At 66.6% G+C, this 22399-nt stretch carries 18 protein-coding genes and 3 pseudogenes; 9 read left to right on the top strand and 12 right to left on the bottom strand.

All coding sequences use genetic code 11. From position 1 onward, the window contains the following. Window positions 1–12: 12 nt before the first annotated feature. From BM013_RS28995 to BM013_RS28985, 3 genes are all read left to right on the top strand, one after another. Entirely contained in the window at window positions 13–732 is a 720-nt protein-coding gene (locus BM013_RS28995) for a response regulator transcription factor (RefSeq protein ID WP_093131547.1), read from the top strand. Between the two features lie 273 nt (window positions 733–1005). Further along, the gene (locus BM013_RS28990) at window positions 1006–1824 is read left to right on the top strand and encodes a response regulator transcription factor (protein WP_256221766.1); all 819 of its coding nucleotides are present in this window, start codon (window positions 1006–1008) and stop codon (window positions 1822–1824) included. Then, a complete protein-coding gene (locus tag BM013_RS28985) occupies window positions 1821–2144 on the top strand; it encodes a hypothetical protein (RefSeq protein ID WP_143098387.1) in 324 nt (107 codons plus the stop codon). The genes BM013_RS28990 and BM013_RS28985 overlap by 4 nt, the downstream gene beginning before the upstream one ends. 673 nt (window positions 2145–2817) lie before the next feature. On the opposite strand, the gene BM013_RS28980 is transcribed toward BM013_RS28985, so the two are convergent. After that, window positions 2818–3819 carry a helix-turn-helix transcriptional regulator gene (locus BM013_RS28980; protein WP_093131541.1) on the bottom strand — a complete coding sequence of 334 codons (1002 nt, stop codon included), beginning with the start codon at window positions 3817–3819 and terminating at the stop codon, window positions 2818–2820. Window positions 3820–3969: 150 nt separating this feature from the next. Here BM013_RS28980 and BM013_RS28975 point away from each other — a divergent pair, with 150 nt between their 5' ends. Then, the gene (locus tag BM013_RS28975; RefSeq protein ID WP_177225603.1) at window positions 3970–5952 is read left to right on the top strand and encodes a YadA family autotransporter adhesin; all 1983 of its coding nucleotides are present in this window, start codon (window positions 3970–3972) and stop codon (window positions 5950–5952) included. Between the two features lie 348 nt (window positions 5953–6300). Here the strand turns inward: BM013_RS28975 and BM013_RS28970 are convergent. From BM013_RS28970 to BM013_RS28940, 7 genes and pseudogenes are all read right to left on the bottom strand, one after another. Then, window positions 6301–7325: pseudogene (locus tag BM013_RS28970) on the bottom strand (IS110 family transposase). Between the two features lie 534 nt (window positions 7326–7859). After that, a complete protein-coding gene (locus BM013_RS28965; protein WP_256221742.1) occupies window positions 7860–9572 on the bottom strand; it encodes an ABC transporter ATP-binding protein in 1713 nt (570 codons plus the stop codon). After that, window positions 9569–10384, bottom strand: a complete 816-nt coding sequence (locus tag BM013_RS28960) for an ABC transporter permease (RefSeq protein ID WP_093131536.1) — start codon at window positions 10382–10384, stop codon at window positions 9569–9571. Before BM013_RS28960 ends, BM013_RS28965 begins: the two co-directional genes overlap by 4 nt. Further along, a complete protein-coding gene (locus tag BM013_RS28955; protein ID WP_093131534.1) occupies window positions 10381–11325 on the bottom strand; it encodes an ABC transporter permease in 945 nt (314 codons plus the stop codon). Before BM013_RS28955 ends, BM013_RS28960 begins: the two co-directional genes overlap by 4 nt. A gap of 7 nt (window positions 11326–11332) precedes the next feature. Further along, window positions 11333–12928 carry an ABC transporter substrate-binding protein gene (locus BM013_RS28950; protein ID WP_093131532.1) on the bottom strand — a complete coding sequence of 532 codons (1596 nt, stop codon included), beginning with the start codon at window positions 12926–12928 and terminating at the stop codon, window positions 11333–11335. 46 nt (window positions 12929–12974) lie between these two features. Further along, window positions 12975–14066 (bottom strand): C45 family autoproteolytic acyltransferase/hydrolase, encoded by a 1092-nt coding sequence (locus BM013_RS28945; protein WP_093131530.1) that lies wholly within the window; start codon window positions 14064–14066, stop codon window positions 12975–12977. Between the two features lie 23 nt (window positions 14067–14089). Continuing rightward, window positions 14090–15454: an omega-aminotransferase AptA gene (locus tag BM013_RS28940; RefSeq protein WP_371281098.1), complete on the bottom strand. Its 1365-nt coding sequence runs from the start codon at window positions 15452–15454 to the stop codon at window positions 14090–14092. Window positions 15455–15583: 129 nt separating this feature from the next. Here BM013_RS28940 and BM013_RS28935 point away from each other — a divergent pair, with 129 nt between their 5' ends. Continuing rightward, a complete protein-coding gene (locus BM013_RS28935; RefSeq protein ID WP_218153694.1) occupies window positions 15584–16489 on the top strand; it encodes a GntR family transcriptional regulator in 906 nt (301 codons plus the stop codon). Here the strand turns inward: BM013_RS28935 and BM013_RS28930 are convergent. Then, window positions 16467–16901, bottom strand: coding sequence for a TOBE domain-containing protein (locus tag BM013_RS28930; RefSeq protein WP_256221765.1), 435 nt, complete (start codon window positions 16899–16901; stop codon window positions 16467–16469). The two genes, BM013_RS28935 and BM013_RS28930, sit on opposite strands and share 23 nt — an antisense overlap. Before the next feature lie 109 nt (window positions 16902–17010). Here BM013_RS28930 and BM013_RS28925 point away from each other — a divergent pair. Further along, window positions 17011–17467 (top strand): annotated as a pseudogene (locus BM013_RS28925) (integrase core domain-containing protein); the annotation flags it as partial. Window positions 17468–17622: 155 nt separating this feature from the next. Here the strand turns inward: BM013_RS28925 and BM013_RS28920 are convergent. Then, entirely contained in the window at window positions 17623–18504 is an 882-nt protein-coding gene (locus BM013_RS28920) for an alpha/beta fold hydrolase (RefSeq protein WP_093131527.1), read from the bottom strand. Window positions 18505–18507: 3 nt separating this feature from the next. Continuing rightward, window positions 18508–19488, bottom strand: a complete 981-nt coding sequence (locus BM013_RS28915; protein WP_177225601.1) for a Bug family tripartite tricarboxylate transporter substrate binding protein — start codon at window positions 19486–19488, stop codon at window positions 18508–18510. A 115-nt stretch (window positions 19489–19603) separates the two neighbouring features. Between BM013_RS28915 and BM013_RS40790 the strand changes: the two genes are divergently transcribed. After that, window positions 19604–20563, top strand: coding sequence for a LysR family transcriptional regulator (locus tag BM013_RS40790; protein WP_177225600.1), 960 nt, complete (start codon window positions 19604–19606; stop codon window positions 20561–20563). Window positions 20564–20870: 307 nt separating this feature from the next. Beyond that, entirely contained in the window at window positions 20871–21272 is a 402-nt protein-coding gene (locus BM013_RS28900) for a hypothetical protein (protein ID WP_093131521.1), read from the top strand. Between the two features lie 117 nt (window positions 21273–21389). Here BM013_RS28900 and BM013_RS41910 read toward each other — a convergent pair. Continuing rightward, window positions 21390–21587 (bottom strand): annotated as a pseudogene (locus BM013_RS41910) (transposase); the annotation flags it as partial. A 137-nt stretch (window positions 21588–21724) separates the two neighbouring features. On the opposite strand from BM013_RS41910, the gene BM013_RS28895 reads away from it, so the two are divergent. After that, a complete protein-coding gene (locus BM013_RS28895) occupies window positions 21725–22279 on the top strand; it encodes a tripartite tricarboxylate transporter substrate-binding protein (RefSeq protein WP_093131519.1) in 555 nt (184 codons plus the stop codon). Window positions 22280–22399: the final 120 nt, after the last annotated feature.

Raw genomic sequence — 22399 nt, 5'->3', positions numbered from 1 at the left:
TACTTTCCGCGCATGCCATCCCCGAGCCAGCGTACCGGTCTTCTCGTCCACGTGATCGAGGACGACGAAGACATCCGTGCAGAAACCGTCTTCGCGCTCGGAGAGCTTGGCTTCGACGCGGAGGGCTTCGCCGACGCCCCGTCGTTCTACAAGGCGTTCGCGGTCCAGGCCTGCGACATCGCCGTGGTGGACATCGGCCTGCCGGGTGAAAGCGGACTGTCGATCGTGTCGCATCTGCGAGCAGCCCGCGGCGTGGGTATGGTGCTGTTCACGGCCCGCGGCAGCGTGCAGGACCGGGTGCTGGGGCTGCGCGAGGGCGCCGACGCCTACCTCGTGAAGCCGGTGAACATGATGGAATTGGCGGAAACGCTCCGGGCCGTCGGACGGCGACTGCATGCCGAACGGGGCGTCGGGCCATCGTCGCCTGGGTCGACCGACCCTCCGGCAGCGCAATGGTCATTGAGGGAAGGCGGTTGGGTGGTCAGCGACCCGGACGGCCGCCGCATGACGCTCACGGCCACCGAGCGTTCCTTTCTCGGTTGCCTTTTCCAGCGCCGTGGCGCGGCGGTGAGCCGCGACGACTTGATCGTCGCGCTGGGCGGCGACTTGTTCGACTTCGATCAACACCGGATCGATGCGATGGCAAGCCGCCTGCGTCGCAAGGCCGAAAAGCTGGGCATGCGTTTGCCGGTGCATTCGGTTCGCGGTACGGGCTACGTCTTCGCGAGTTAGTGCCTCGACGCTGGCAAGGTGCCAGCGTCTGCCAGGCTGCACGGTCAGAAACGGTGAGGAACCGTCAGAAAAGGACCATGCTTGTGGGCGACGGAGACGGCACGATGCAGGTCGAACCACGACGAATCTGCCCGATACATGTTCACGAGATTGCTGGAGCGGCCACATTGCGGGATCGCAGCTGCCCGCCATTCACACGCCAGCGCTGGCGCGAGGCATGTCTCGTCGCTTCGGGCCGCGGACCGGTCCGGCGTTTCGGCCGCTCCCGGGCACATCCTGGTCGTTGAAGGAGGCGCGAGGGACCAGCAAACAATCCTGACGGTGTTGCGCCAGGCGGGGCACCGCATCAGTCTGTCTGCCGAGGGCATCGAGGGCTACCGTCGCACTACCGCGCTCCAGCCCGACCTGATCCTGCTGGATGTGGGCCCCGGCGTGGCGACAGGCCTCGCGACGGCGCGGCTGTTGAGCGCAGATCCCTCGACCTCGCACATTCCGGTGATCTTCATGACCGCCGGCGCCACCCTCGATGAGCGGCTTGAGAGCATTCAAGAAGGCGCGGTCGACTGTGTGGAAAAGCCGCTCGAGGCCGACGAACTGCTGATGCGCGTGGCAGTTCACCTCGCGCTAACGCGGCGCACAAACACCGTCGTTCAACATCGGGACCAGAATTTGGACGATGACCGCGATGGCGGCATCGAGCGTGTGGCATACGACGCGGAAAAAGTCCTGGTGCAGGCCGCGTTGCGAATCGTCGAAGCCGACCTGGCCAATGTCCCGCCGCTTCCGGTGTTGGCGGCTCAGGTCGGCACACATGAGAAGCGCCTGTCGTGGGCGTTCCGCGCGCACACCGGGCAGACGGTGTTTGAATTCGTGCGTGCCGCAAGGCTGATGCGAGCTTGCACGCTCCTGCAGGCATCCGCCCTCAGCATTGATGAGGTGGCACTGACCGTGGGATTTTCCGGGGCGGCCAACTTTTCTACCGCGTTCCGCGCGCGTTTCGGTTGCACGCCTTCCTTCTATCGCAAACAGGATGCGCTTTCGCGACCTGCACCCCCGTCAAAGGCCTGCCTGTACAGCTGCGGTCCGTCATGAAAGATCTTTCGACCTCCGGCGGCCGGTTGTTCTGCGTGAGCGTTGAAGGCCCGCAAGCGACGCTCAGCGACACCATGGTCGCTGCACCCCTCTATTTGCAGTCGCTTGAGGGCCACTTCGACAGTGCCGAGAAAATGCTGCTTTGCTTTCGGGCTTGGCAGGAGGATTCCCAGCAACGACCGGCAGATGTCTCCGATCAGCAGCTGGAGCGTGTGATGCGCTGGAGGGCTGCACATGGCCTTGCACACCAGAAAGCCAAGCCCTGGCTGAGCAACCCGGAAGACCAGTCCTTTCGGCTTTATGTCGTTTCGGACGTCTAAGACCTCGTCTCAGTGAACTGGAAGCGTGGTGGTTCCTGTGGGGCGATTCGATGTGGGTGCCGCAACAATGCTCCAGCGATGAACTTGGTGCAGACAGCAAACCGCGTGGGACCAATAAGATCGCGTGCCAACCAACCCGAAGCTGACCAGCCGCAGCAGCTCCGCATCTTTGGCTGACAAGGACGGCTTGCAGCGGCCAAGTGTCGGTTTGCATTCACCGGCGAGCTGTTGCTCCGAATTCGGATAGCAAGTCCAAGAGTGCATCCGTCTCAAGCAGCTTATCCAGATGCTTGTTGAACCCCGCTGCCAATGCGCGTTTGCGACCGTGAGGCCCCGCAATGCATCTTGCGCAGCTTGCGCATCTTGCCGAGCATCGCGGATCCGTCCATGCCGGGCTGCCGATATCCGACACGATCGGGTCAAACTGATTTACTACGACCAGTGCGCTCGCTTCCTTTGCAGTGCCCGCTGTAGTGACGCGCGCCCCTTGGGCCGCACGAAGCGCATCGAGCATCTTGAGGGATTCTCGGTCGTCATCCACGAAAAGCAGGCTCACGTTGGCGCCGACCGCAAACTGAGCGGCTCAGTTCTACTTCGGCGCGGACACCCTAATGGTCCGACCTGTCCTGAGCGCAGCACGCAGGCCGTGTCTTGGCACCCCTTCGGTGCGAACTCAGATGCCCAGCCAGGCCCGCAGCGCAGCCCGACTGCTCACGCCCGCGCGGCTGTAGGCGTTGCGCAGGTGCACCCGCACCGTGGCGGGGGACAGGCCGAGCCGAAGGCCGACGTCCTTGCTGGAATGCCCCACGCAGTAAAGCCGCGCGATCTCGGCTTGCCTCGGGGTCAGCGCTGCGATGCCGTCGCGCGCTGGACTGCGACGCAGGGCGACGCGCAGGCCGCTGCCGTCGTGGCCTACCTCCATCGACCACCCGGCGGCTTCCAGCAGGCGCAGCGCACCCCGGTGGCCGGCCAGCCATGCCTGCGGCAGGCGCGGAGAGATCGCGCCCGCCAGCGCCGCAAGCGCCGGCCAGGCGGCGCAGAAGGCGCGGTTGGCGAACAGCACCCAGCCGTCCGCGTCGGTGAGGGCCAGCGGATGCGCTTCCTCGTCCAGGCCCTGGCGGGCGTGCGCATACAGCCGGTTCACCAGCAGCGACTCGCGGATCTGCGGCGTGAGCGCGGTCAGCGCGCGCGCGTCGCGCTCTGTGTGCGGCGGCGAGCCGGGCCCGCGGTTGAGGTACAGGTGCACGAAGGTCTCGCTACCCTCGAAGGGAATCGCCACGCCCATCTGGTGGACGATGCCGTGGCACGAGAGGAATTCGCGCCAGGCCGGCGGCGTTCGCTGCCAGCGCGGATCGTCGTCGTTGGCGATCGCGGCCTGCTCGGGCTGCGCGCGCATGGCGAACGTGATGAAGTCCAGTTCCGCCCCGTTGATCCGGTTCCACTGCTCGCTCATCGCGGCCAGGTCGTAGCCGATGCCCACCGAGCAGACGAAGCTGCGCGGATGCCACGTGTTGATGGCGCCGTGATCGGCGCGGAACTCGTCCAGCAGGCGGCGCAGCAGCTCGTGCTGGAAGCGTTCGCTGCCGGTGTTGCGGGCCAGGCGCAGCAGCGACAGCGGCTCGGCTGTACGGGTGGGGCGGGCGTCGGAATCGGAGGGTGGTGTCCGTGAGGGCATGGCACGCGGGTCGCGATCGGGGAGGCGGCGGGCGGGGAGGCCCAGCCAGGGCGCCGCAGGCTACCACAAAGTATGGTATGGGCCGGGCACGCCGCGCGGGCAGCATCGCCCGAGCGGCTTCCAGAGCCGCGCGAGCGAGGAGAACAGACCATGAAACGCCAACCATCACCGCGCCTGGCGCCTGCCGCGCAGCTGCTGTGCGCCCTGAGCCTTTGCACCGTGCCTGCCGTGCAGGCCCAGGTGCTCAACCCCAACGTGTGTCCGGGCGGCACGCTCTACGGCAGCCGCGACGACGGCGCGTATTCCGGCTTCAGCAGCGCACCCAATGTGGTGCAGGCCGACTGTCACAGCAACATTGCCGGCGGCGCCGAGTCCCAGGCCGGCATCGACCTGTCCACGGGCAACATCGCCATCGGGCGCTTGACCACGGCTTACGGGGGCAATGCGTCGGCCTACGGCATTCGTGCTCAGGCGGGCGCCAATGGCGCGACCGCCATGGGCCTGAGCAGCAACGCGAGCGCGAACTCGGCCACCGCGATCGGCTCGTTCACCGAGGCCAGCGCCGGCTCGGCACTGGCGATGGGCAACGTCGCCAAGGCCAGTGGCGAATCCTCGGTGGCCATGGGTTATCGCAGCGCGGCCTCGGCCGTGGAGGCGGTGTCCATCGGCGCGGACAGCGCGGCCAGCGGTGAGCGCGCTGTCGCGGTAGGCAGCGACAGCCAGGCGAGTGGCGTGCGGGCCAGTGCCTTGGGCGTCAACAGCAAGGCCCGCGCTGAGCGCAGCCTCGCCGTCGGTTCCGACAGCGACGCCAGCGGATATGGCAGCGCCGCGCTGGGTTCGGCGGCGCGCGCGTCCGGCGACGGCGCCATGGCGCTGGGCTACGCCAGCTTCGCCAACGCCGACGCAGCACTGGCGATGGGCCGCAATGCGTGGGCCAGTGGTCTGCGCTCCATGGCCCTGGGCGCGTTGAGCACCGCCAGCGGCGAGAACTCGGTGGCCATCGGCGCCCAGAGCAGCGACGGCGGCCGCGGCAACGTGGTGTCCTTCGGCTCCGCGGCCAACCAGCGCACGCTGACCAACGTCGCGGACGTCGAGGCCAGCGGTCAGGTCAATGCCGGCACGCTGTCCGTCGGCGGCGGTGCGGTGGTCGGCGGCCAACTGGTCACGCAGGGCGGCATCGACAATCGGGGCGCAGGCATCGTCAACGCCGGGCGCATCAGCGGAGTCGTTGCCGGAAATGTCAGCGCCACCTCGACCGACGCGGTCAACGGGGCGCAGCTGTATGGCGTGCGCACCACCGCCGAACAGGCCCTGACCCTGGCGACGAACCAGGGCGCTCAGGTGATCGACATGACCCAGCAGCTGCAGACCCACACGACGCAGATCCAGGAGCAGTCGGTGCAGCTGCAGGCGGTGGTGAACGGCCAGCTGGGCGTGTGCACCGTGAACGGCGGGGCGCTGCGCTGCTCGGTGGCAGGGCAGGCGCCGGCCAGCGCCAGCGGCATGGGGGCCGTCGCCGTGGGCATCGGCGCCTCGGCGCAGGGCGATGGCGCACAGGCCATCGGCCGGGATGCACAAGCGCTCCATGCGGGCTCGCTGGCGATCGGCGACGGTGCGCGGGCCCTGGCCGACCCGACCACGGCCATCGGCGCAGCCTCGCTGGCCAGCGGCGTCAATGCCGTGGCGCCGGGCGCGAACGCTCGGGCGGTGGCCCCGGACTCGGTCGCGCTGGGGCAGGGCTCGGTGGCGGACCGTCCTTCCACGGTGAGCGTGGGCAGCGCGGCGGCGCCGCGCCAGATCGTCAACGTTGCGCCAGGCACCCTGCCCACCGACGCAGTCAACCTCGCGCAACTGGAGCGCACGAGCGCGCAGTTCGGCGCCCAGCTGCAGGCGGTGCGCGACTTCGCGGCACGCGGTGTCGCGCAGGCCATGGCGATGCCGTCGGTGCCGATGCTGCAGGCCGGCCGCCGTTGGTTCGGCGCCGCGGCGGCCCACTATGCGGGCCAGAGCGCCGTGGGTGTGGGCTTTGCCTACCAGCTGGACGACCACTGGCAGATGGGCGGCGGACTCTCCGTCGCCGCCGGCTCCGGCGCACAGGTCGGTGCAAGGGTGCAGGCCGGCTACCAGTGGTAGCCGGCAGGCGGGCGCGTCCGCGCCGGGCTGCCTGCTCCAGCGCCAGTCCTCGATGTCCGGGATGGTCGATGTGAATTGGGAACGTCTTATATGGGCGCCTCCCGGATTGCAAGAACTCGTGTGTGTGAGGATTCATGAGGCAGGACTGCAGTCTTATGTCCGGCCTGTTGTGCAGGCGGGTATGCCTGCTGGCCCTGATGGTTTCCGCTGACGAGTCTCCCATCTGATCAACGAGCTTGGCGCTCTTTTTCCCTATCGGAGTGTCCTCGTCCCGGTCCGACCTGTCTGGCCCATCCCACGCGTGGCCGCTTGCTCTCCTTCAAACTGGCTGTATCGTTCTCTTCGTCGTCAGTGCACGGCCTGCCACGCCTCGGGGCGCCAGGCTTGACCGCGTGCCAGCACCGCCCATATCGTTCGCGCCAGCTTGTTCGCCACCGCGGCGACAGCCACGCTGTAAGGTCGGCGCTGCAACAAAGCTGTCAGCCATGGCCATGTTGGGCCATCCTTGGATCTGATCACGACGGCTCGGGCACCGTGCATCAGCAACGTTCGCAGGTAAGCATCGCCTCGTTTGCTGATGCCGAGCTGGCGTATCCGTCCACCGGTGGCGGTCTGGCGAGGGACCAATCCGATCCATGCAGCAAACTCCCGGGCGTCTTTGAACGCTGTCGGCGTACCCATGCTGGCGACGACGGCCGTGGCTGTGAGAAGACCAATGCCAGGGATCTCGGCGACGGCTTTGCAGGCCGGCATTTCGCGCATCTGCTGAGAGAGCCGTCGCTCGATGAGGCCGATGTCGGCCTGGAGTTGCTGGACTCGCCTGAGTTGCTCGTTCAGGCTTTCCATGAGCATCGCTGGCAACCGTGTCTTGCGTCGCACATGGCGTCGGGCAACGTCTTGAGCAACGCGGCATGACCCTCTGGCAGCACGATGCGGAATTCATACAGCAGTCCCCCCAAACTCGTTGGTTTGCATGATGCGGGTCTTCATGAGCTGTGCTTGCAGCCGGTGTAGTGACAGCACGATCTGCTTTGTCTCGGACTTGACGGGAACGAAGCGCATGCCGGGCTGCTGGCATGCCGTCCAGATCGCCTGAGCGTCCGCGGCATCGGTCTTGTTGCGCTGCACGAACGGACGGACCTTCCTGGGCGAGATAAGTCGTACCTCATGGCCCATTCCCATCAGCGCTCGACCCCAGTCATGAGCTCCGCCGCAAGCCTCCATCACGACCAGAACAACTGCGCGATTGGCAAACCATTCGAGCAACTTTGCGCACTTCAGCTGCAAGCGCTCGATGCAACCGGTGTCCATGTCGACCCAGTGCAGCTGAAACACCTTCTTGGCAATTCGACGGCAATGACGGTGCGCTCCATGATGGTCTCCATTCAATGTTGACGGTGGGATCGTCAATCTGGCACTAGCCGCAGTGCGGTGCAAGCAGCAGCAGCAGGAGGGAGGCGCCCATACCATCTGATCAAGTCCACCGATGGCCGACCTGAACGTTGATCACCCAGCTGAAGGAGCGCCAACGACGAGCAAAATCAGCTTTTCGGATGCTCAGCACGTCATTGAGCTCGGAGCAGTTGTAAGTTGTTTTGTTTCGGCCGCAAGGATTGGATGACCGCGTCGGATAAAGGTCGTCGACTGCCAATGAACCCGCTGACGTCAACGCGTGCGACAAGCACCTCTTGGATCTATCGCAGGTTGGCCGATCGGGCCACTTCGAGACCTGGCGTCCGACCAGCACCGTGCAAGCAACTTGTACCGCCTTCGCCGGCTAAGAAACGCGTAACAACCCCTGAGCCTGAACTCTGTCGTGTACTTCTCCATAAGCCCCTGGAAATTCGTCCAACTTCCGGGGTCAGCTCAAATCCGTGGGCTAGCCAGCTTTGTTATCTACTGCGCGTTCACTTCTTCGGCTTGGCGTGCCTTTCATTTGACGGAGATCGCGTAGCAAGGTCAAGCGAGGACGTCCAGGGGATGGCATTGGAGTGGTCCAGCGCTGCGAGTGGGCGCGGCGTAGCGGCAAGCAAGGCGCGCGTGTAGGCGTGCTGCGGGCGGTCGAACACCGAGTCGCGCGTGCCTTGCTCCACGATGCGGCCGCGCTCCATCACGATCACGCGGTCGGCGATCTGCTCGACAGCCGCCAGGTCGTGGCTGATGAACAGGCACGCGAAGCCGTGGTGGGCCTGCAGGCTCTGGAACAGTTTGAGCACTTGCGCCTGGATCGTCATGTCGAGTGCGGACACGGGCTCGTCGGCCACCACGAAGGCGGGTCGGCGCACCAGCGCCCGCGCAATGGCCACGCGCTGGCGCTGGCCGCCCGACAACTCGTGCGGATAGCGCGCGCCGAGCTGGGCCAGGCCCACTTCGTCGAGCGTTTCCGCGACACGGCGCATGCGCCCGGCGGCGTCGAGTTCGGGCAGATGGCGCAGCGGCTCGGTCACGATGTCGCGCACACGCATGCGCGGATCGAGCGACGAGAACGGGTCCTGGAACACGAGCTGGCACGTGAGCCGGAAGCGCTGCAGCGCAGCACGGCCAGCCGTGCGTACGTCGTCGCCACGGAACAGGATTTGGCCGGCCTGCGCGTCGGCCAGCCGCAGGATTGCGCGGCCCAACGTCGTCTTGCCCGAGCCGCTGCCACCCACGAGCGCGATCATCTCGCCCGCGTGGATGTCAAGGTCGAGCGAATCGATCACGCGTTGCGTCGGGTGGCGCTTGAACAGGCCTGTGCGTGCGCCCGGATAGCTCACGCACAGGCCGCGCACCTGCACGAGCGGCGCTCCGCTGCGCGCCACGCCGTCGCCGGATGCAGGCTTCCGGCGCGGTAGCGCATCGACCAGCTTGCGGGTGTAGGGCTCGCGCGGCGCCACCAGGATGTCGGGCAGCTTGCCGGTCTCGACCAGCTTGCCCTTCTCCAGCACGATGGCGCGCTGCGCATAGCGCCCAACCAGTCCCAGGTTGTGCGTGATCAGCAGCACGGCCGTGCCGTTGTCGCGCGCCAGCTCGACCATGAGGTCCAGCACCTCGCGCTGGCTCAGCGTGTCGAGCGCGGTGGTGGGCTCGTCGGCGATCAGGAGGCGGGGCTTGAGCAGCATCACGCTGGCCAGCATGATGCGCTGGCGCATGCCGCCCGAGAACTCGTGCGGGTAGGCGTTCATGCAGCGCTCGGGGTCGGCAATCTGCACGCGGCGCAACATGTCGAGGCAGCGGGCGCGGATCTCGGCGGCCGTGAGCGCGGTGTGCATGCGCAGCCCCTCCGCCATCTGCTCACCGATGCGGTGCACCGGGTTCAGCGACACCATCGGCTCCTGAAACACCATGCCGATGCCGGGCCCACGGATGGGGCGCATCTGTTTGGCGTTGCGCGCAGCCAGGTCCTCGCCGTCGAACACGATCTGCCCGCCGGTCTGTTCGATGCCCGGCGGCAGCAGTTGCAGCACGGCGCGCGCGGCCATGGTCTTGCCGCTGCCCGATTCGCCGACCACGGCCAGGAACTCGCCGGGGTGCACGTCGAACGAGAGGTCGTCGACCAGCGTCGCGCGGCCGCCTTGCAGTCCGATCTTCAGCTGGCGCACCGACAGCACGGCCTCGATATGTGAGAGATCGCGCATCATTTTTCGGTCCGTGGATCGAGCCGGTCGCGCAGCGATTCGCCCAGCAGGTTGATGCCCAGCAGCGTGAACGCGATGCACAGGCCCGGCACCACGCACAGCCACACGGCGGAGGCCATGTAGGGGCGGGCGCTGGACAGCATGTTGCCCCAGGTGGGCGCGGGCGGCGGCACGCCCAGGCCCAGAAAGCTCAGCGCGCTTTCCGACAGCAGCACCCAGCCGAACATGCTGGTGGCCAGCACGGCCACCGGCGCCACGCAGTTGGGCAGGATGTGGCGCCACATCGTGTAGCCCTCGGCGTTGCCGATCATGCGCGAGGCCTCGACGTATTCGCGCTCGCGCAGCGACAGCACCGTGCCGCGCACTACGCGCACCACCGACGGGGCATACGACATGCTCAGCGCCAGCACGATGCCCCACTGGTTGGCGCCCACGATCACCATCACGCCCAGCGCCAGCAACAGGCCGGGGAAGGCCAGCAGCGTGTCGTTGAGCGCCATCAGCACCCGGTCGGTCCAGCCGCGCAGGAAGCCGGCCACCACCCCGACCACCGTGCCGGCAGCCGTGGCCACGAGCACCGTGAGCAGCGCGACCAGGCAGCTGGTGGAGGCGCCGCGCATGGCACGGCTCACCACGTCGCGACCGAACTCGTCGGTGCCCAGCCAGTGCGCCATGGAGGGCGGCTGCAGCTTGCCGCGCAGGTCGAGGGCCAGCGGGTTGTAGGGCGTCCAGACGACCGCCACCACGGCCAGCAGAAGCACCAGCGCCACCAGTGTGCCGCCGATCAGCGTGTGAGTCTTGATTCGTTTCTTCATTGCACCGACACCCGGGGGTCGAACAGGGGATAGCAGAGGTCGACGATCAGGTTGATGACGACGTAGATGCAGGCAGTGAACAGCAGGCAGCCCTGCAGCACCGGGTAGTCGCGCGCGAAGATCGCATCGATCATGAGGCGGCCCAGGCCGGGCAGCGTGAACACGGTTTCGAGCACGGCGATGCCACTCAGCAGGTGGCCCAGGATCAGCCCGATCATCGTGAGCGTGGGATTGAAGGCGTTGGGCAGCACGTGGCGGCGCAGCACCTGCGCCTCGGGCACGCCCTTGGCGCGCGCATGCGTGACGTATTCGAGCCGCAGGATTTCGATGGTGCTGGCGCGCGACATGCGCGTGAGCACACCCGTCTCCACCAGCAGCAGCGTGGCCACCGGCAAGATCACGTAGTGCAGGCCCTGGCCGAAGTTCTCCGACATCGGTACATAGCCCACCACGGGCAGCCAGCCCAGGAACTGGCCGAAGAACATCAGCAGCAGCAGCCCGAGCCAGAAGCTGGGCACCGACAGCATCACCGTGGCCGCGCCGATGATGGCGAGGTCGGTCGGTTTGTCCTTGCGCCAGGCCGCGACGAGGCCGGCCGGCACCGCGATGAGCGTGGCCAGCGCCACGGCCGCAAGCACGATCACCGCGCTCACCTGAAAGCGCTCCCAGATCAGCGGCAGCACGGGCAGGCTGTTGGTGGTCGACAGGCCCAGATCACCGGCGAGCGCGTGGCGCAGCCACAGCCAGTATTGCGCGACCAGCGGCTGGTCGAGGCCCATCTGGTGGCGCAGCAGTTCGAGCTGCGAAGGGTCGGCGCCTTCGCCCAGCATGAGCTGCGCCGGATCGCCCGGAATCAGCCGCATGAGCGCGAACACCGCCACCGACACCAGCAGCAGCGTCGGGATCGTCATGCCGACGCGGCGAAGCAGGTAGGCCCACATGGCGTCCTCAGCCGCGCGCGTCGAGGCGCACGTTCCAGAAGCGCGGCTTGGCCGGCGCCCAGCCCTTGAAGCCCAACACGTTCTTGCGCAGCGCGGTGGCGTCGCTGGCGTTGAACAGCACCACCATCGGCACGTCCTGCAGCATCTGCTTGTGCATCTCGTCGAACAGCATCTGGCGGCGCGCCTTGTCCTGCGAGGTCATGCTCTCGGCGACGCGCGTCTGCGCATAGGGGCTGTCCCAGACCTTGCGCGGCTGCGAGGCCTTGTCGCCCGTGACCATCTCGTAGTTGAGCGACGGGTCGATGCGCGCCGAATAGATGAAGGCCATGCTCTGGTACTGGCCCTTGGTGTAGCGGTCGAGCTGCGTGGCCCAGTCGAGCACCTCCAGCTCGATATTGATGCCCGCCTCCGAGGCCATCGCCTGCACCAGCACGGCCGCGGAATACAGCGCCTCATAGCGCTTGTTGGCGATGAGCTTGATGGGCTGGCCGCGGTAGCCTGCTTCTGCCAGCAGCTTTTTGGCGGCCGGCAGGTCGCGCTTGAAACCGGTGGCCTGCGTCGCGTCGTAGAAGGGGCTGGTCGAAGGCACGACCGAGTTGTTGACCTTCGACAGGCCTTCCGTCACGGTGCGTGCGATCTCGGGCGTGTCGAGCGCCAGGGCCAGCGCGCGGCGCAAGCGCGCGTCCTTGAGCACAGGGTCTTGCGTCTGCATGAGCAGCGCGACCATGGTCATCACGGGCGTGGTGTCGACGGTGACGTCGCTGCGCCCGCGCATTTCGATCACGTCCGACGGGCTGGGGCTCACGAAGGCGTCGATGCCGCCGCTGTAGAGCGCGGCCTTGGCCGCCGCCGAGTCAGGAATGATGACGAAGCGCAGGTTCTCGATCTCGGCCTTCTTGCCGCCCGTGAAGCCGTCGCGCGGCTCGCTGCGCGAGCTGTAGCCGTCGAATCGCGTGAGCTCAATGTACTGGCCGCGCTTCCAGTCCTTGAACTTGTAGGGGCCGGTGCCCACGGGCTCTTTCCATTGGCCGTCGGCGCCCACAGAGCTGCGCTGCACGACGCCCGAGCTGCCGCAGTCGGGCCGCGCCATGGTCGTGAGGAAGAGCGCGGTGGGGCGCTCCAGCTTGAACACGACGGTCTTGGGGTTGGGCGCTTCGACCGAAAGAATCTTCGTCATGCCCTTGCCGTCGAACTCCGACAGGCAGCGCCAGCCGCTGCCGGGCTTCAGGTAGCGCTGCCAGCTCCACACCACGTCGTCGGCGGCCAGCGTGGCGCCGTTCTGGAACTTCACGCCGTCGCGCAGCGTGAAGGTGTAGGTCAGGCCGTCGGCAGAGGTGTCGACCTTGCTGGCCAGCATCGGGCCCACCGAGGTGTCTTCTCGCAGCGCCACCAGCCCTTCGACCACATGAGCCAGCACGTTGTCGGTGTTGTCGTCGCGGTTGCCGCCGGGGTCGGTGGAGCGGATGTCGGAGTTGATCTGGATGCGCAAAGTCTGGCCGGCACCCGTGCCGCCTTGGGCCTGCACGGCACCGGCGGCAAGGCACAGCAGCGAGAGCGCGGCGCCGCGCAGCGCGAATAACGAACGGGAAAGATGCGGATTCATGGCGGCACTCCTGGCGTGGGCTGGGCGAAACATCAGAGCGAAAGAGTCAGAGCGAATATTCGGTGAAACGGTGCGCCTTGAAGGGTGCCGGCGCGATGAGCATCCTTCGTGCCGCCGGGTCCATCACGATGGTCGCCACGGTGGCCGACGACGCGCCGCCTGGCCCCGCGCTCGGGCTGCGGCATACGGCGCGCGGCGCACCGAAGCGGTCCTGCAGTGCGGCCATCACGTCGTCTTCGGTCAGATCGCCGGAGCGCTGGTGCAGCGCCTCGGTCACGCGGCGGTCGCGGTAGAGCGAATCTGGCGTGGTCTCCAGGCTGCGGTCGACCACGCGGGCCAGCGCAGCTGGTGTCTTGAAGTGGTTGGCGTGCACGAGGATACCGGCCTCGGGCTGCTGCCAGAACACCTGCTGCGGGCACGTCTCCAGGCTCACGGCCTCGCCCTCGGCGTGCGTGAGGATCATGTTGTTGGAGATCGAGCGCGCCGTGCGACACACCACGCCGAGCGCGTTCGCATACAGTTCCGACTGCAGGATGCCGCGGCGGATCAGTGCCAGTGGCACGCCCTGCTGCGCACCGTCGCCGTCGGCCTTGATGAAGTTGCCGGTCACCGCAATGCCCGCGCTGTTGAGCCCCGCGCGCGCCAGCGTGCCGGCCTCCGCGAAGGTCAGCATGGCCGGGCCCTTGGCGGGCTGGATGCGCAGCACCACGCCCAGTTCGAGGCTTTCCACACGCCAGTCCCAGTTCTGCGCGTGGATGAGCTTGCCGCTGCGCGAGGCGGAGGGCATGACGACGATGCCGGTGCAGCCGTCGGGTGGCTCGGTGGCTTCGAGCTGCTGGAAGGCGTAGAGCATTTCGCTGCGCGCGTTCAGCGCCACTATGTCCTCGGCTGGCACGCCCGCGCCGTCGGCCACGCCTTCGATCTCGCGCAGCATGCCCGCGTCGAAGGCGCCGATCACGGGCATGAAGCGCCGCGCCAGCGCGCGCGTGCGCTCCCAGCTCAGGCCCACGCGCTCGAAGGCGGCGCGGTAGGTGCGCAGGCTCAGGTCGATGCGGTCACCTGCGGCGCGGCCGTATTGCTGACCGCACTGGAAGGGCTCGCCTTCGATGTCGTAGAGGGGAAAGGCGTCGATGTCCATGTTCAAGAATCCTTGCTGTGCGTTCAGGCGGTGGTGTCGGTGGGCCGGGCGGTCTGCGCGATGGCGCCGCGCAGTGCATCCGCGATCTGGTCGATGTGCGTGCGTGCCAGGGTGAGCGGCGGCGACAGCGCGATGGTTTCGCCCACCGAGCGCACCAGCACGCCATGGTCGGCGCAGTGCTGCGCCACGGCCTGCGCGTGCGTGCCCGCGCCGTCGGCCCAGGCCTGCAGCTCGACGCCGGCCAGCATGCCCGTGTTGCGCACGTCGGTCACGCCCGGCAGTCCGCGCAGCGCGTGCAGCGCGTCTTCGAAGTAGGGCGAAAGTTCGGCGGCGTTGTCGATGAGGCCGTCCTGCGTGTAGCAGTCGAGCGTGGCCAGGGCGGCGGCGCAGGCCAGCGGGTGACCCGAATAGGTGTAGCCGTGCGACAGCTCGACCGCGCCGACGGGGCCCTGCATGAACGCGTCGTGCACTTCGTCGCGCAGCAGCACCGCGCCCATGGGCACCGCGCCGTTGGTCAGGCCCTTGGCCGTGGTGATGATGTCGGGCGTCACGCAGAACAGGTCGGCCGCGAAGTTGGTGCCCAGGCGGCCGAAGCCGGTGATGACCTCGTCGAAGATCAACAGCACGCCGTGCCTGTCGCAGATCTGGCGCAGGCGCTTTAGATAGCCACGCGGCGGCGGCAGCACGCCGGTGGAGCCCGACACGGGCTCGACGATCACGGCCGCCACGGTCGACGCGTCGTGCAGCGACAGCATGGCCTCCAGCGCGTCGGCCTTGTCGAGGCCGTGTTCGGGCTCGCCGCGCGAGAACGCATTGCGCGCCAGGTCGAGCGTGTGCGGCAGGTGATCGACGCCGTTGAGCAGCGGCCCGAAGGTGCTGCGCTGGCGCCCGATGCCGCCGACCGAAATGCCGCCGAAGCCCACGCCGTGGTATGCCCGCTCCCGGCCGATGAGGCGGTAGCGGCCCGCGTCGCCGCGCGCACGGTGACAGGCCAGCGCGATCTTCAAGGCCGTGTCGACCGACTCCGAGCCCGAGTTGGTGAAGAACACATGGTTCATGCCCGCCGGCGCGAACTGCGCCAGGCGCTCGGCCAGTGTGAAGGCGGCGGGATGGCCGATCTGGAAGTTCGACGCGTAGTCGAGCACGTCGATCTGCGCCTTCAATGCGGCGCTGATGCGCGGGTTGCGGTGCCCCGCGTTCACGCACCACAGGCCGGCGATGGCGTCGAGCACGCGGCGGCCGTCCGCGAGGTCGTAGTGCAGGCCCTCGGCACCGACGATCAGGCGCGGTGCCTGCTTGAACTTGCGGTTGGGGGTGAAGGGCATCCAGAAGGCGTCGAGCGAGGCGATCGGCGCAGTCGGTCGGGTGAGGGTGTCGTGGGCGGCCAAGCGAATATCTCCGTTGAAACTTGGCTCATCTTGAAAGATCGATTGTATTTTTGGCGTTGTTTGTACATGTCTTTTTTGCAGCAAAAATACAAACCTGCCGCGATCATCGCCAACATCATGGACACCTCGATGGACAAGCCGATCCCCCCGCTCACCCAGCGCGTGAGCCGCTACATCCTCGACCAGGCCTTGGCCGGCGGCTATGAAAGCGGCAGCCACATGACCGAGGCGGACCTCGCCGGGCGGCTGGGCATTTCGCGCACGCCGGTGCGTGCGGCGCTGCGCTTTCTGCATGCCCGCCGCTTGCTGGAACACGCGCCCAACCGCGGCTATACGCTCGTGGCCGACCGCGATGCGCTGGGCCAGGCCCGCCGCGAGCTGCCCGAGGACGAAGAGAAAACCCTCTACTACCGCCTGCTGCGAGACCGCCTCGCGGGCCACCTGCCCACGCGCGTCAACGAGCTGGAGCTGGCCCAGTCGTACGGTGCGCCGCGTTCCTTGCTGCGCACCGTGCTCACCACGCTGCTACAGGATGGCGTGCTGCGCGGGCGCCACTACCAGCGTTGGGAGTTCACCGAAACGCTCGACTCGATCGAGAGCGAGCGCGAGAGTTACCGCTTCCGCCTGATGGTGGAATGCGCGTCGCTGCGCGAGCCCGGCTTTGCCATCGACCCGGCGCGCCTGCAGGCCTGCCGCAAGCGCCAGCGGGGGCTGCTCGCTCGCTCGTCGCGCTATTCGTGGATGGAGCTGTTCGAGGCCAATGCGCAGTTGCATGAGCTGCTGGCCGAGGCCTCGGGCAACCGCTTCGTGCTCGACGCAGTGCGGCAGCAAAACCGGCTGCGCCGCATCTCCGATCTCTCAGACTATCCGCGCGTGGACATCGAGCTGCTGCATACCTCGTGCCGCGAGCATCTGCAGATCCTCGATGCGGTCGAGGCGCGCGACTTCGAGGCCGCATCGCGCCACATGCACGACCACCTCAGCCGCGCCAGCAGCATGCTGGAAAGTCGCGTCAAGGGCGTGTTGGGCGATTGAACTTCCTTTTCTCCGCCGAAGGATTCTTGTTGACCGAAAGCTTGCGCGTGCCTAGTTCCGCAGATCCGAATGCTGGTATCTGCCAATTCACTGCGGCAACGATGGAGACACCGTGGTCGGCCAGGTGGAGGCTTACAGGTGCACCTTGAGCCGGTGTTTGCTTGACCTCGGGTGGGACCACGAAGATCTCGCCGAATTGGCTGGAGAAGGTGTACTCGACGGTGCTTCCGACATAGGTCGTCTTGAGTACGCGCGCTGCAAGCCCGTCGTTTGCAACCGGTTTGATGGTCCATGCCTCAGGACGCACCGCGACCTTCACGGGGCCGGACTGCACGCCCACCTGTGCCGTGATGCTCAACGTGCCCAGCGACACCTTTTGCTGCTCGGTGCAGACGCCGCCGTCGAACAACATGGCTTCCCCCATGAAGCCCGCGACGAACTCCGACGGGGGTGACTCGTAGAGCTCGTGGGGTGCGCCGCGCTGGGCTATCACGCCTTGGTCCATCACGATGATGCGATGGCTGGCCGACGACTTCAGCCACGAGTGCACGAGCATCTCGGTGGACTGGGGCATCTCGGGGGCGGTATGTGACGCGGCTACTGGACCAGGCCGCGGTCTTCAGAGGCTATCCGCTGGCCGTGCGCACGGACAACGGCCCGGAGTTCACCAGCAGGGCGTTCATGGGCTGGGCGCAGACCCACGGCATCCGCCACATCCTGATCGAGCCTGGGCGACCCATGCAGAACGGCTACATCGAGAGCTTCAACGGCAAGTTCAGGGACGAGTGCCTGAACGAGCAGTGGTTCGAGACGCTGGTGCAGGCCAGGTCGGCCATCACCGCCTGGCGGCAGGACGACAACGAGGTCAGGCCGCACAGCAGTTGCAATCGCTTGCGGCCAGCCAAGTTCGCCGAGCTGCATCGCCAGCGCGCTGGCGATGCAGCTCGACCCAGTTCAAACACCACTGAGATCAATTAATCTTGCAACCCCGGACTTCCTCGTTATGAATGGCACGGCAAGAGGGGGGCAGGTCAATACCAGCGGCGATGCCGGATCGGCCGCGAGCTACACCTGCTCGTAGGCGTGGCGAGCGAAGTCCCGAGGCGCGGCGACCTCGGGACGCCTGTCGGGCATCACGTCCAGGACGCAAGTCCGAGATCCGGCAAGGCGACAGGCTGGGCTGCCAGAAAGCGCAGCACGACCGCATTGAACAACACAGGGTTGTCGCGGTGCACGCCATGCCCCGCAGACGGCACTTCGATCGTGCGGGTCTGCGGCATCAGTGCCGCGAGCGCGCTGGACACTGCCCGATGGATGGCCTGGGTCCGTTCACCGCGCAGCAGCAACGTCGGGATCTCGAGCGCCGCAAGCGCTTGGAGGTCCAGCGCGGGATAGGCCTCGCTCGACAAAGCGAGCGCGCGCATGGCTTGCGCGTTGCGACGGCGCCCTGCGAGCCCGGCTTCGGACATCGCCTCGCTGTCGCGCCCGTTGATCCCCCCGGTGAGGATGCCGATCGCATCGTCGATCCGTCCCGCTGCGAACGCCTTGTCCGAAGGCCGCAGCACGTCGCGCTCGAAGGCTTCGCGGGCCTCCTGTCCGCCGGGCACTCGGTCTGCGAACGGCAGCACGGGCGGCTCCGTCAGCGCCAGCGCCCGAACCTTGTCCGGCCAGCGCAGGGCAAGCGCGAGCGCGGTGTACGCGCCATAGGAAGTGCCGACCAGTATCGCGGGCGCCGCATGCCAGGCGTCGATGAGCTCGGCGAAGTCCTCTGCCTCGTCGACGACCGAGTGAGCGGTGCTGTGGAGCTGGTTCCTGTTCGGAGAACTGAAGCGACGGCTGTAGCTGATGCAGCGAAAGTGCGGCACGAACGCCTCCCATTGCGGCGCCCACGACTGCCAATCGCCCATTCCGCCATGCACGAAGATCAACGGCTGACCGACGCCGGCCTCGGCATAGTGGATTTCGATGTTGTTCTTGATTTCGATCCGATTCAGCGGCAGGGATGTCAGGCTCAATGTCTACTCCGGCTTGACGTTGGCGAGCAGAGGACGCACGCGGTCTTCCTCCTGAACGAGGAATTGGCCGAAGGCCGCGGGCTCCGCGAATTCGGCCACCACGCTGCCTGACTTGAATTCGGCTTCCCGGTAGCTTGCGCTGGCCATGATCTCGCGCACGGCGCTGCTCAGGCGGGCTACCACGGCAGGCGGCATGCGCGCCGGGCCCAGCAGCCCGGTCCAGAGGTCGGCCTGCACGTTCTTCACGACTTTGCCCTCGTTCACCGTCGGGATGTTGGGGGCCGTCGGGTCGCGGTGCATCGAGATGACGGCGATGGCCTTGAGCTTGCCGTCGCGGATGAAGGGCAGCGCCGAACTCATCGCGATCGTGCCGATCTGCACCTGCCCCGCGACAAGGTCATTGAGCAGCGGAGAGCCACCCTTGTAGACAACGTGGGTCATCTTGAAGCCGCCTGCGTCGGCCAGCATCGTGCCACCGAAGGTCTGCATCGTCGCCGTACCCGTGGCGCCCGACAGAAGAGGTTCGCGGCTCTTGCGGGCCAGTGCGATCAGCTCGTCGACATTGTTGGCGCCGAACCCCGGATGCGCGACCAGCACCGTCGAGTTGTTGGATATCTTCACGATCGGCGTGAAATCACGCGTGGAATAACCCGCCTTCAGCACAGGCGGTGCGACCACCAGTTCATTGACCGTTCCGATCATCAAGGTGTAGCCGTCGGGCTGCGCGCGGAGCATCCGTTTTCCGGCCACGGTGCCGGAGGCGCCGGCGACGTTATCGACGATCACGCTCTGGCCCAGGCGCTTGCTGAGTTCGAGCGACAGTCCGCGTGCCACGCGGTCCACGGCCGCACCCGGAGGGTAGGGAACGATCAGCGTGATGGGCTTGTCGGGGTAGGGCTGTGCGAAGGACGGCAACGCCGGCGCAGCAGCGAGGGTCAGGAACAGGAGCACCCGAAGGCGTCGTCCGTGTGTGAAGAGGGCCAAAGGAATGTCTCCGTTTTTCAATGATGTATGGGGTCGCAGTCTGGCCCTTGGAGCGATAGACTTCCAATCGATTGTTTGTGTTTGCTATCGACATTTCCAATACCTTTTTCGACACATGACCTTGTCTGCCACCGTGCTGCGCAACCGCCTGCTGAGCCGCGCGCGCCTGCGCCATCTCGAAGTGTTCGTTCGTACTGCCGACCTGGGCTCCGTCAAGCGCGCGGCAGAGGCCATCGGCATGGCGCAGCCGACCGCCACGCAGGCGCTGTCGGACCTTGAGACGCTGCTTGGGAGCGCGTTGTTCCTTCGGCACTCGAAGGGCATGTCCGCAACGGCGCTGGGTGTTGCGCTGCTGCCGATGGCTCGGCGCATGCTGGCGCTCGTGGACGAAGCGGCCACCCAAACCGTGGCCATCACAAGCCATGCAAGCTCAGTCGTTCGCGTGGCGGCCAACGCCGCAGGCATCAGCAGCCTGCTCGGCGACGCATTGCCGGCGTTCGCCAGCGCCCATCCGGACATCCTTGTGCAGTTGCAGGAGGCCGATGCGGCAAACCAGCCGTCGCTGCTGACCGCGGGCGAGATCGACTGCTTCGTATGCCGTGCGCCGGAGGTTTTGCCTGAAGGCTGGGAATTCACCGCATTGCAGCAAGACCGCTTTGCCGTTGTCGCCGCGCCCGGCCATCCGCTGGCACGAAAAAAAAGGGTGTCGCTGGCCGAGTTGGAGGCTGCGACCTGGCTCACGACGCCAGCGCCGGTGGTGGCACGCCAGGCCTTCGATGAACTCTTCGCCGCCTCCGCGCAGCCGCCGAAGACCTGCAATGTCCTGACCACGTCCCCAACGATGATCTGGGCGCTGCTCGCCAGGAAGGAGCTGCTGGCGCTGCTGCCGCGCAGTGTCGTGCGGCATCTGCTGGATGGAGGTCATCTGGTCGAGTTGCACTGGCATTCGCCTTCCACGTTCCGCGACATCGGCATGCTGCTGCCGCTGCGCGAACGCAGCGCTGCGCTGGACCGCTTCGCGCGATTCCTCAGTGCACGGTCGACGCCTGCTCGCGCCAAGCTGGGTGCGTCCTGAGACGCCGCTTGCATGTAGCCGCCGGGAATACGCCACGGTACACGTGGCGGCGATCTCGGCGCGTTCGAGAGGCCGTCAAGACCAAGGCGCCGGCCTTGCTGGCGTACGACCTGCGTGCAATGATGCGTCGCTACCAGGCCGACGGCGCGGTAACCACACCAGACGGCATCGTCCGACTTACGCCCCTTGCTGGGCCGCCCGCCGCGCAGCTACCCGCAACTTCGCGCGCGAGACGGCCAGCAGCTGGCAGGCGCGATCGACTGCCTGTTACCAGCACTTCATTTTCTCAACGAAACAGGAGATCGTCATGACCTCGTCCATTTCCCCCAAGCGCGTGCTATTCATCGGCCAGCAGCCCGAGACCGTTGACTTTTCGGATCCGGCGCTGCCACCCGGCTTTGACGCCGCGAAGATTCATGCCAGCATCGCCGTCGGCATGCAGCAGATGGCCGATCGCGGCTGGGCCGCCGAGCTGTGCCTGGTGCCGCCCGACGCTTCGGCGACCGAGATGGTGACGAAGCAACTCGCCGGCAAGGCCTTCGATTGCGTCGTGATCGGCGGCGGCATCCGCATCCCGCCGAAGAGCCTGCTGCTCTTCGAGCAGTTGGTGAACGCCGTGCACCGGGCCGCGTCGGGCACGGCCATCGCCTTCAACACGACGCCGCAGGACACGGCGGACGCTGCGGCGCGATGGTTCGGACGTGAATGAAGACGGCCTGCGAAACGGCGGATGGCGTTCGACACTGCGGCCAAATATTTGTCGGCCTGCTTCCGATAGCCCGTCCAACGGCTGCCGAACGGCTCGATGTGGTCACCCCAAACGACAGTCCCGAAGGTAAGCGTTGGGATCGTGTCCATTGGATCCGAGCCGAGTGACCCAAGCTCACGATTGCTGTGGCGCGCCTACCGGTCGGCAAGCTCCCGGCGAACAACCAGTTGGCTCTTTCGAGGGCAATTGGGCGGATTTGATGTTCCACCCAGCGTTCGAGATCAGCAGATCGCCATCGTCTATGTAGCGCGTCATTAAGCGTCCGGTGCGATCAGCCTTGCCGCCGACGATGCGGCAGCAGCTCTTCGATACGGATGGCGGGATGGGTGAGTAATCTGGTCAACACGTCCCGGATGTCAGCGTAGTGATCGTGCCCGTTGACTTGACCGACTATGCCGGGCGGCCTCGCTTCGCCGGAACAGGCATGTGACGGTGCGCCGCCACACTTTGCGGCGGAGCTTTTTCAGCTGACCTCAGGCACGAAGATGGAAGGCAAAACTTACGAAGGTGCGGCGCCGGCCATCGGGTACACAGTGGATGGCCGCTCGCAGGTCATGTTTCCCAGCCTGTTCACCGCGTATCCCTTCATCCTGGACGGAAGACTGCGCGCGCTCGCCGTCGCAGCGCCGACGCGTCTCGAGGCCCTGCCCGCCGTGCCCACACTGCTGGAGTCGGAGACGAATGGGGTCGATGTCTCGCAGTGGTATGGTCTCTTTGCGCCCGCCGGCACGTCGGCCGCGGTGATCGCCCAGATCAACCGCGCTTTGAACAAGGCTCTTTCCAATCCGCAAGTGGTTGGCCGATTCGAGCGCCAGGGCGCGCGCGTAGAAGCCGCTCCTCCAGATGCGTTGCGGGAGCGCGTTCTCCACGACTTCGCTCGTTGGCAAGGCGTGGTGTCGCAGGGCGGCCTGGCGCAGCAGGACGTGCGCCTCCTTGCGACCGACTGACTCAACCGAATTCCCAGAACGGCACTCGCTGCAGAGCCGCCCTTGCGGCACGTTTGCCCCACGAGAAAGCGCTTCTCAAACGCCTCCGCTCGAATCGAGAAAGCTTCGTCTACCGGAATC

The organism is Variovorax sp. OK605 (assembly GCF_900115445.1).
GTDB lineage: Bacteria > Pseudomonadota > Gammaproteobacteria > Burkholderiales > Burkholderiaceae_C > Variovorax.
This window is presented reverse-complemented; position numbering and strand designations above follow the sequence as displayed.

What these genes read in the sequence shown, in the direction of transcription:
- BM013_RS28980 (WP_093131541.1), bottom strand. Translation starts at nt 3,819, where the DNA reads ATGCCCTCACGGACACCACCCTCCGATTCCGACGCCCGCCCCACCCGT.
- BM013_RS28895 (WP_093131519.1), top strand. Translation starts at nt 21,725, where the DNA reads ATGCCGGGCGGCCTCGCTTCGCCGGAACAGGCATGTGACGGTGCGCCG.
- BM013_RS40790 (WP_177225600.1), top strand. Translation starts at nt 19,604, where the DNA reads ATGACCTTGTCTGCCACCGTGCTGCGCAACCGCCTGCTGAGCCGCGCG.
- BM013_RS28950 (WP_093131532.1), bottom strand. Translation starts at nt 12,928, where the DNA reads ATGAATCCGCATCTTTCCCGTTCGTTATTCGCGCTGCGCGGCGCCGCG.
- BM013_RS28975 (WP_177225603.1), top strand. Translation starts at nt 3,970, where the DNA reads ATGAAACGCCAACCATCACCGCGCCTGGCGCCTGCCGCGCAGCTGCTG.
- BM013_RS28900 (WP_093131521.1), top strand. Translation starts at nt 20,871, where the DNA reads ATGACCTCGTCCATTTCCCCCAAGCGCGTGCTATTCATCGGCCAGCAG.
- BM013_RS28935 (WP_218153694.1), top strand. Translation starts at nt 15,584, where the DNA reads ATGGACAAGCCGATCCCCCCGCTCACCCAGCGCGTGAGCCGCTACATC.
- BM013_RS28995 (WP_093131547.1), top strand. Translation starts at nt 13, where the DNA reads ATGCCATCCCCGAGCCAGCGTACCGGTCTTCTCGTCCACGTGATCGAG.
- BM013_RS28965 (WP_256221742.1), bottom strand. Translation starts at nt 9,572, where the DNA reads ATGATGCGCGATCTCTCACATATCGAGGCCGTGCTGTCGGTGCGCCAG.
- BM013_RS28945 (WP_093131530.1), bottom strand. Translation starts at nt 14,066, where the DNA reads ATGGACATCGACGCCTTTCCCCTCTACGACATCGAAGGCGAGCCCTTC.
- BM013_RS28955 (WP_093131534.1), bottom strand. Translation starts at nt 11,325, where the DNA reads ATGTGGGCCTACCTGCTTCGCCGCGTCGGCATGACGATCCCGACGCTG.
- BM013_RS28930 (WP_256221765.1), bottom strand. Translation starts at nt 16,901, where the DNA reads ATGTTGTTCGACGGCGGCGTCTGCACCGAGCAGCAAAAGGTGTCGCTG.
- BM013_RS28985 (WP_143098387.1), top strand. Translation starts at nt 1,821, where the DNA reads ATGAAAGATCTTTCGACCTCCGGCGGCCGGTTGTTCTGCGTGAGCGTT.
- BM013_RS28960 (WP_093131536.1), bottom strand. Translation starts at nt 10,384, where the DNA reads ATGAAGAAACGAATCAAGACTCACACGCTGATCGGCGGCACACTGGTG.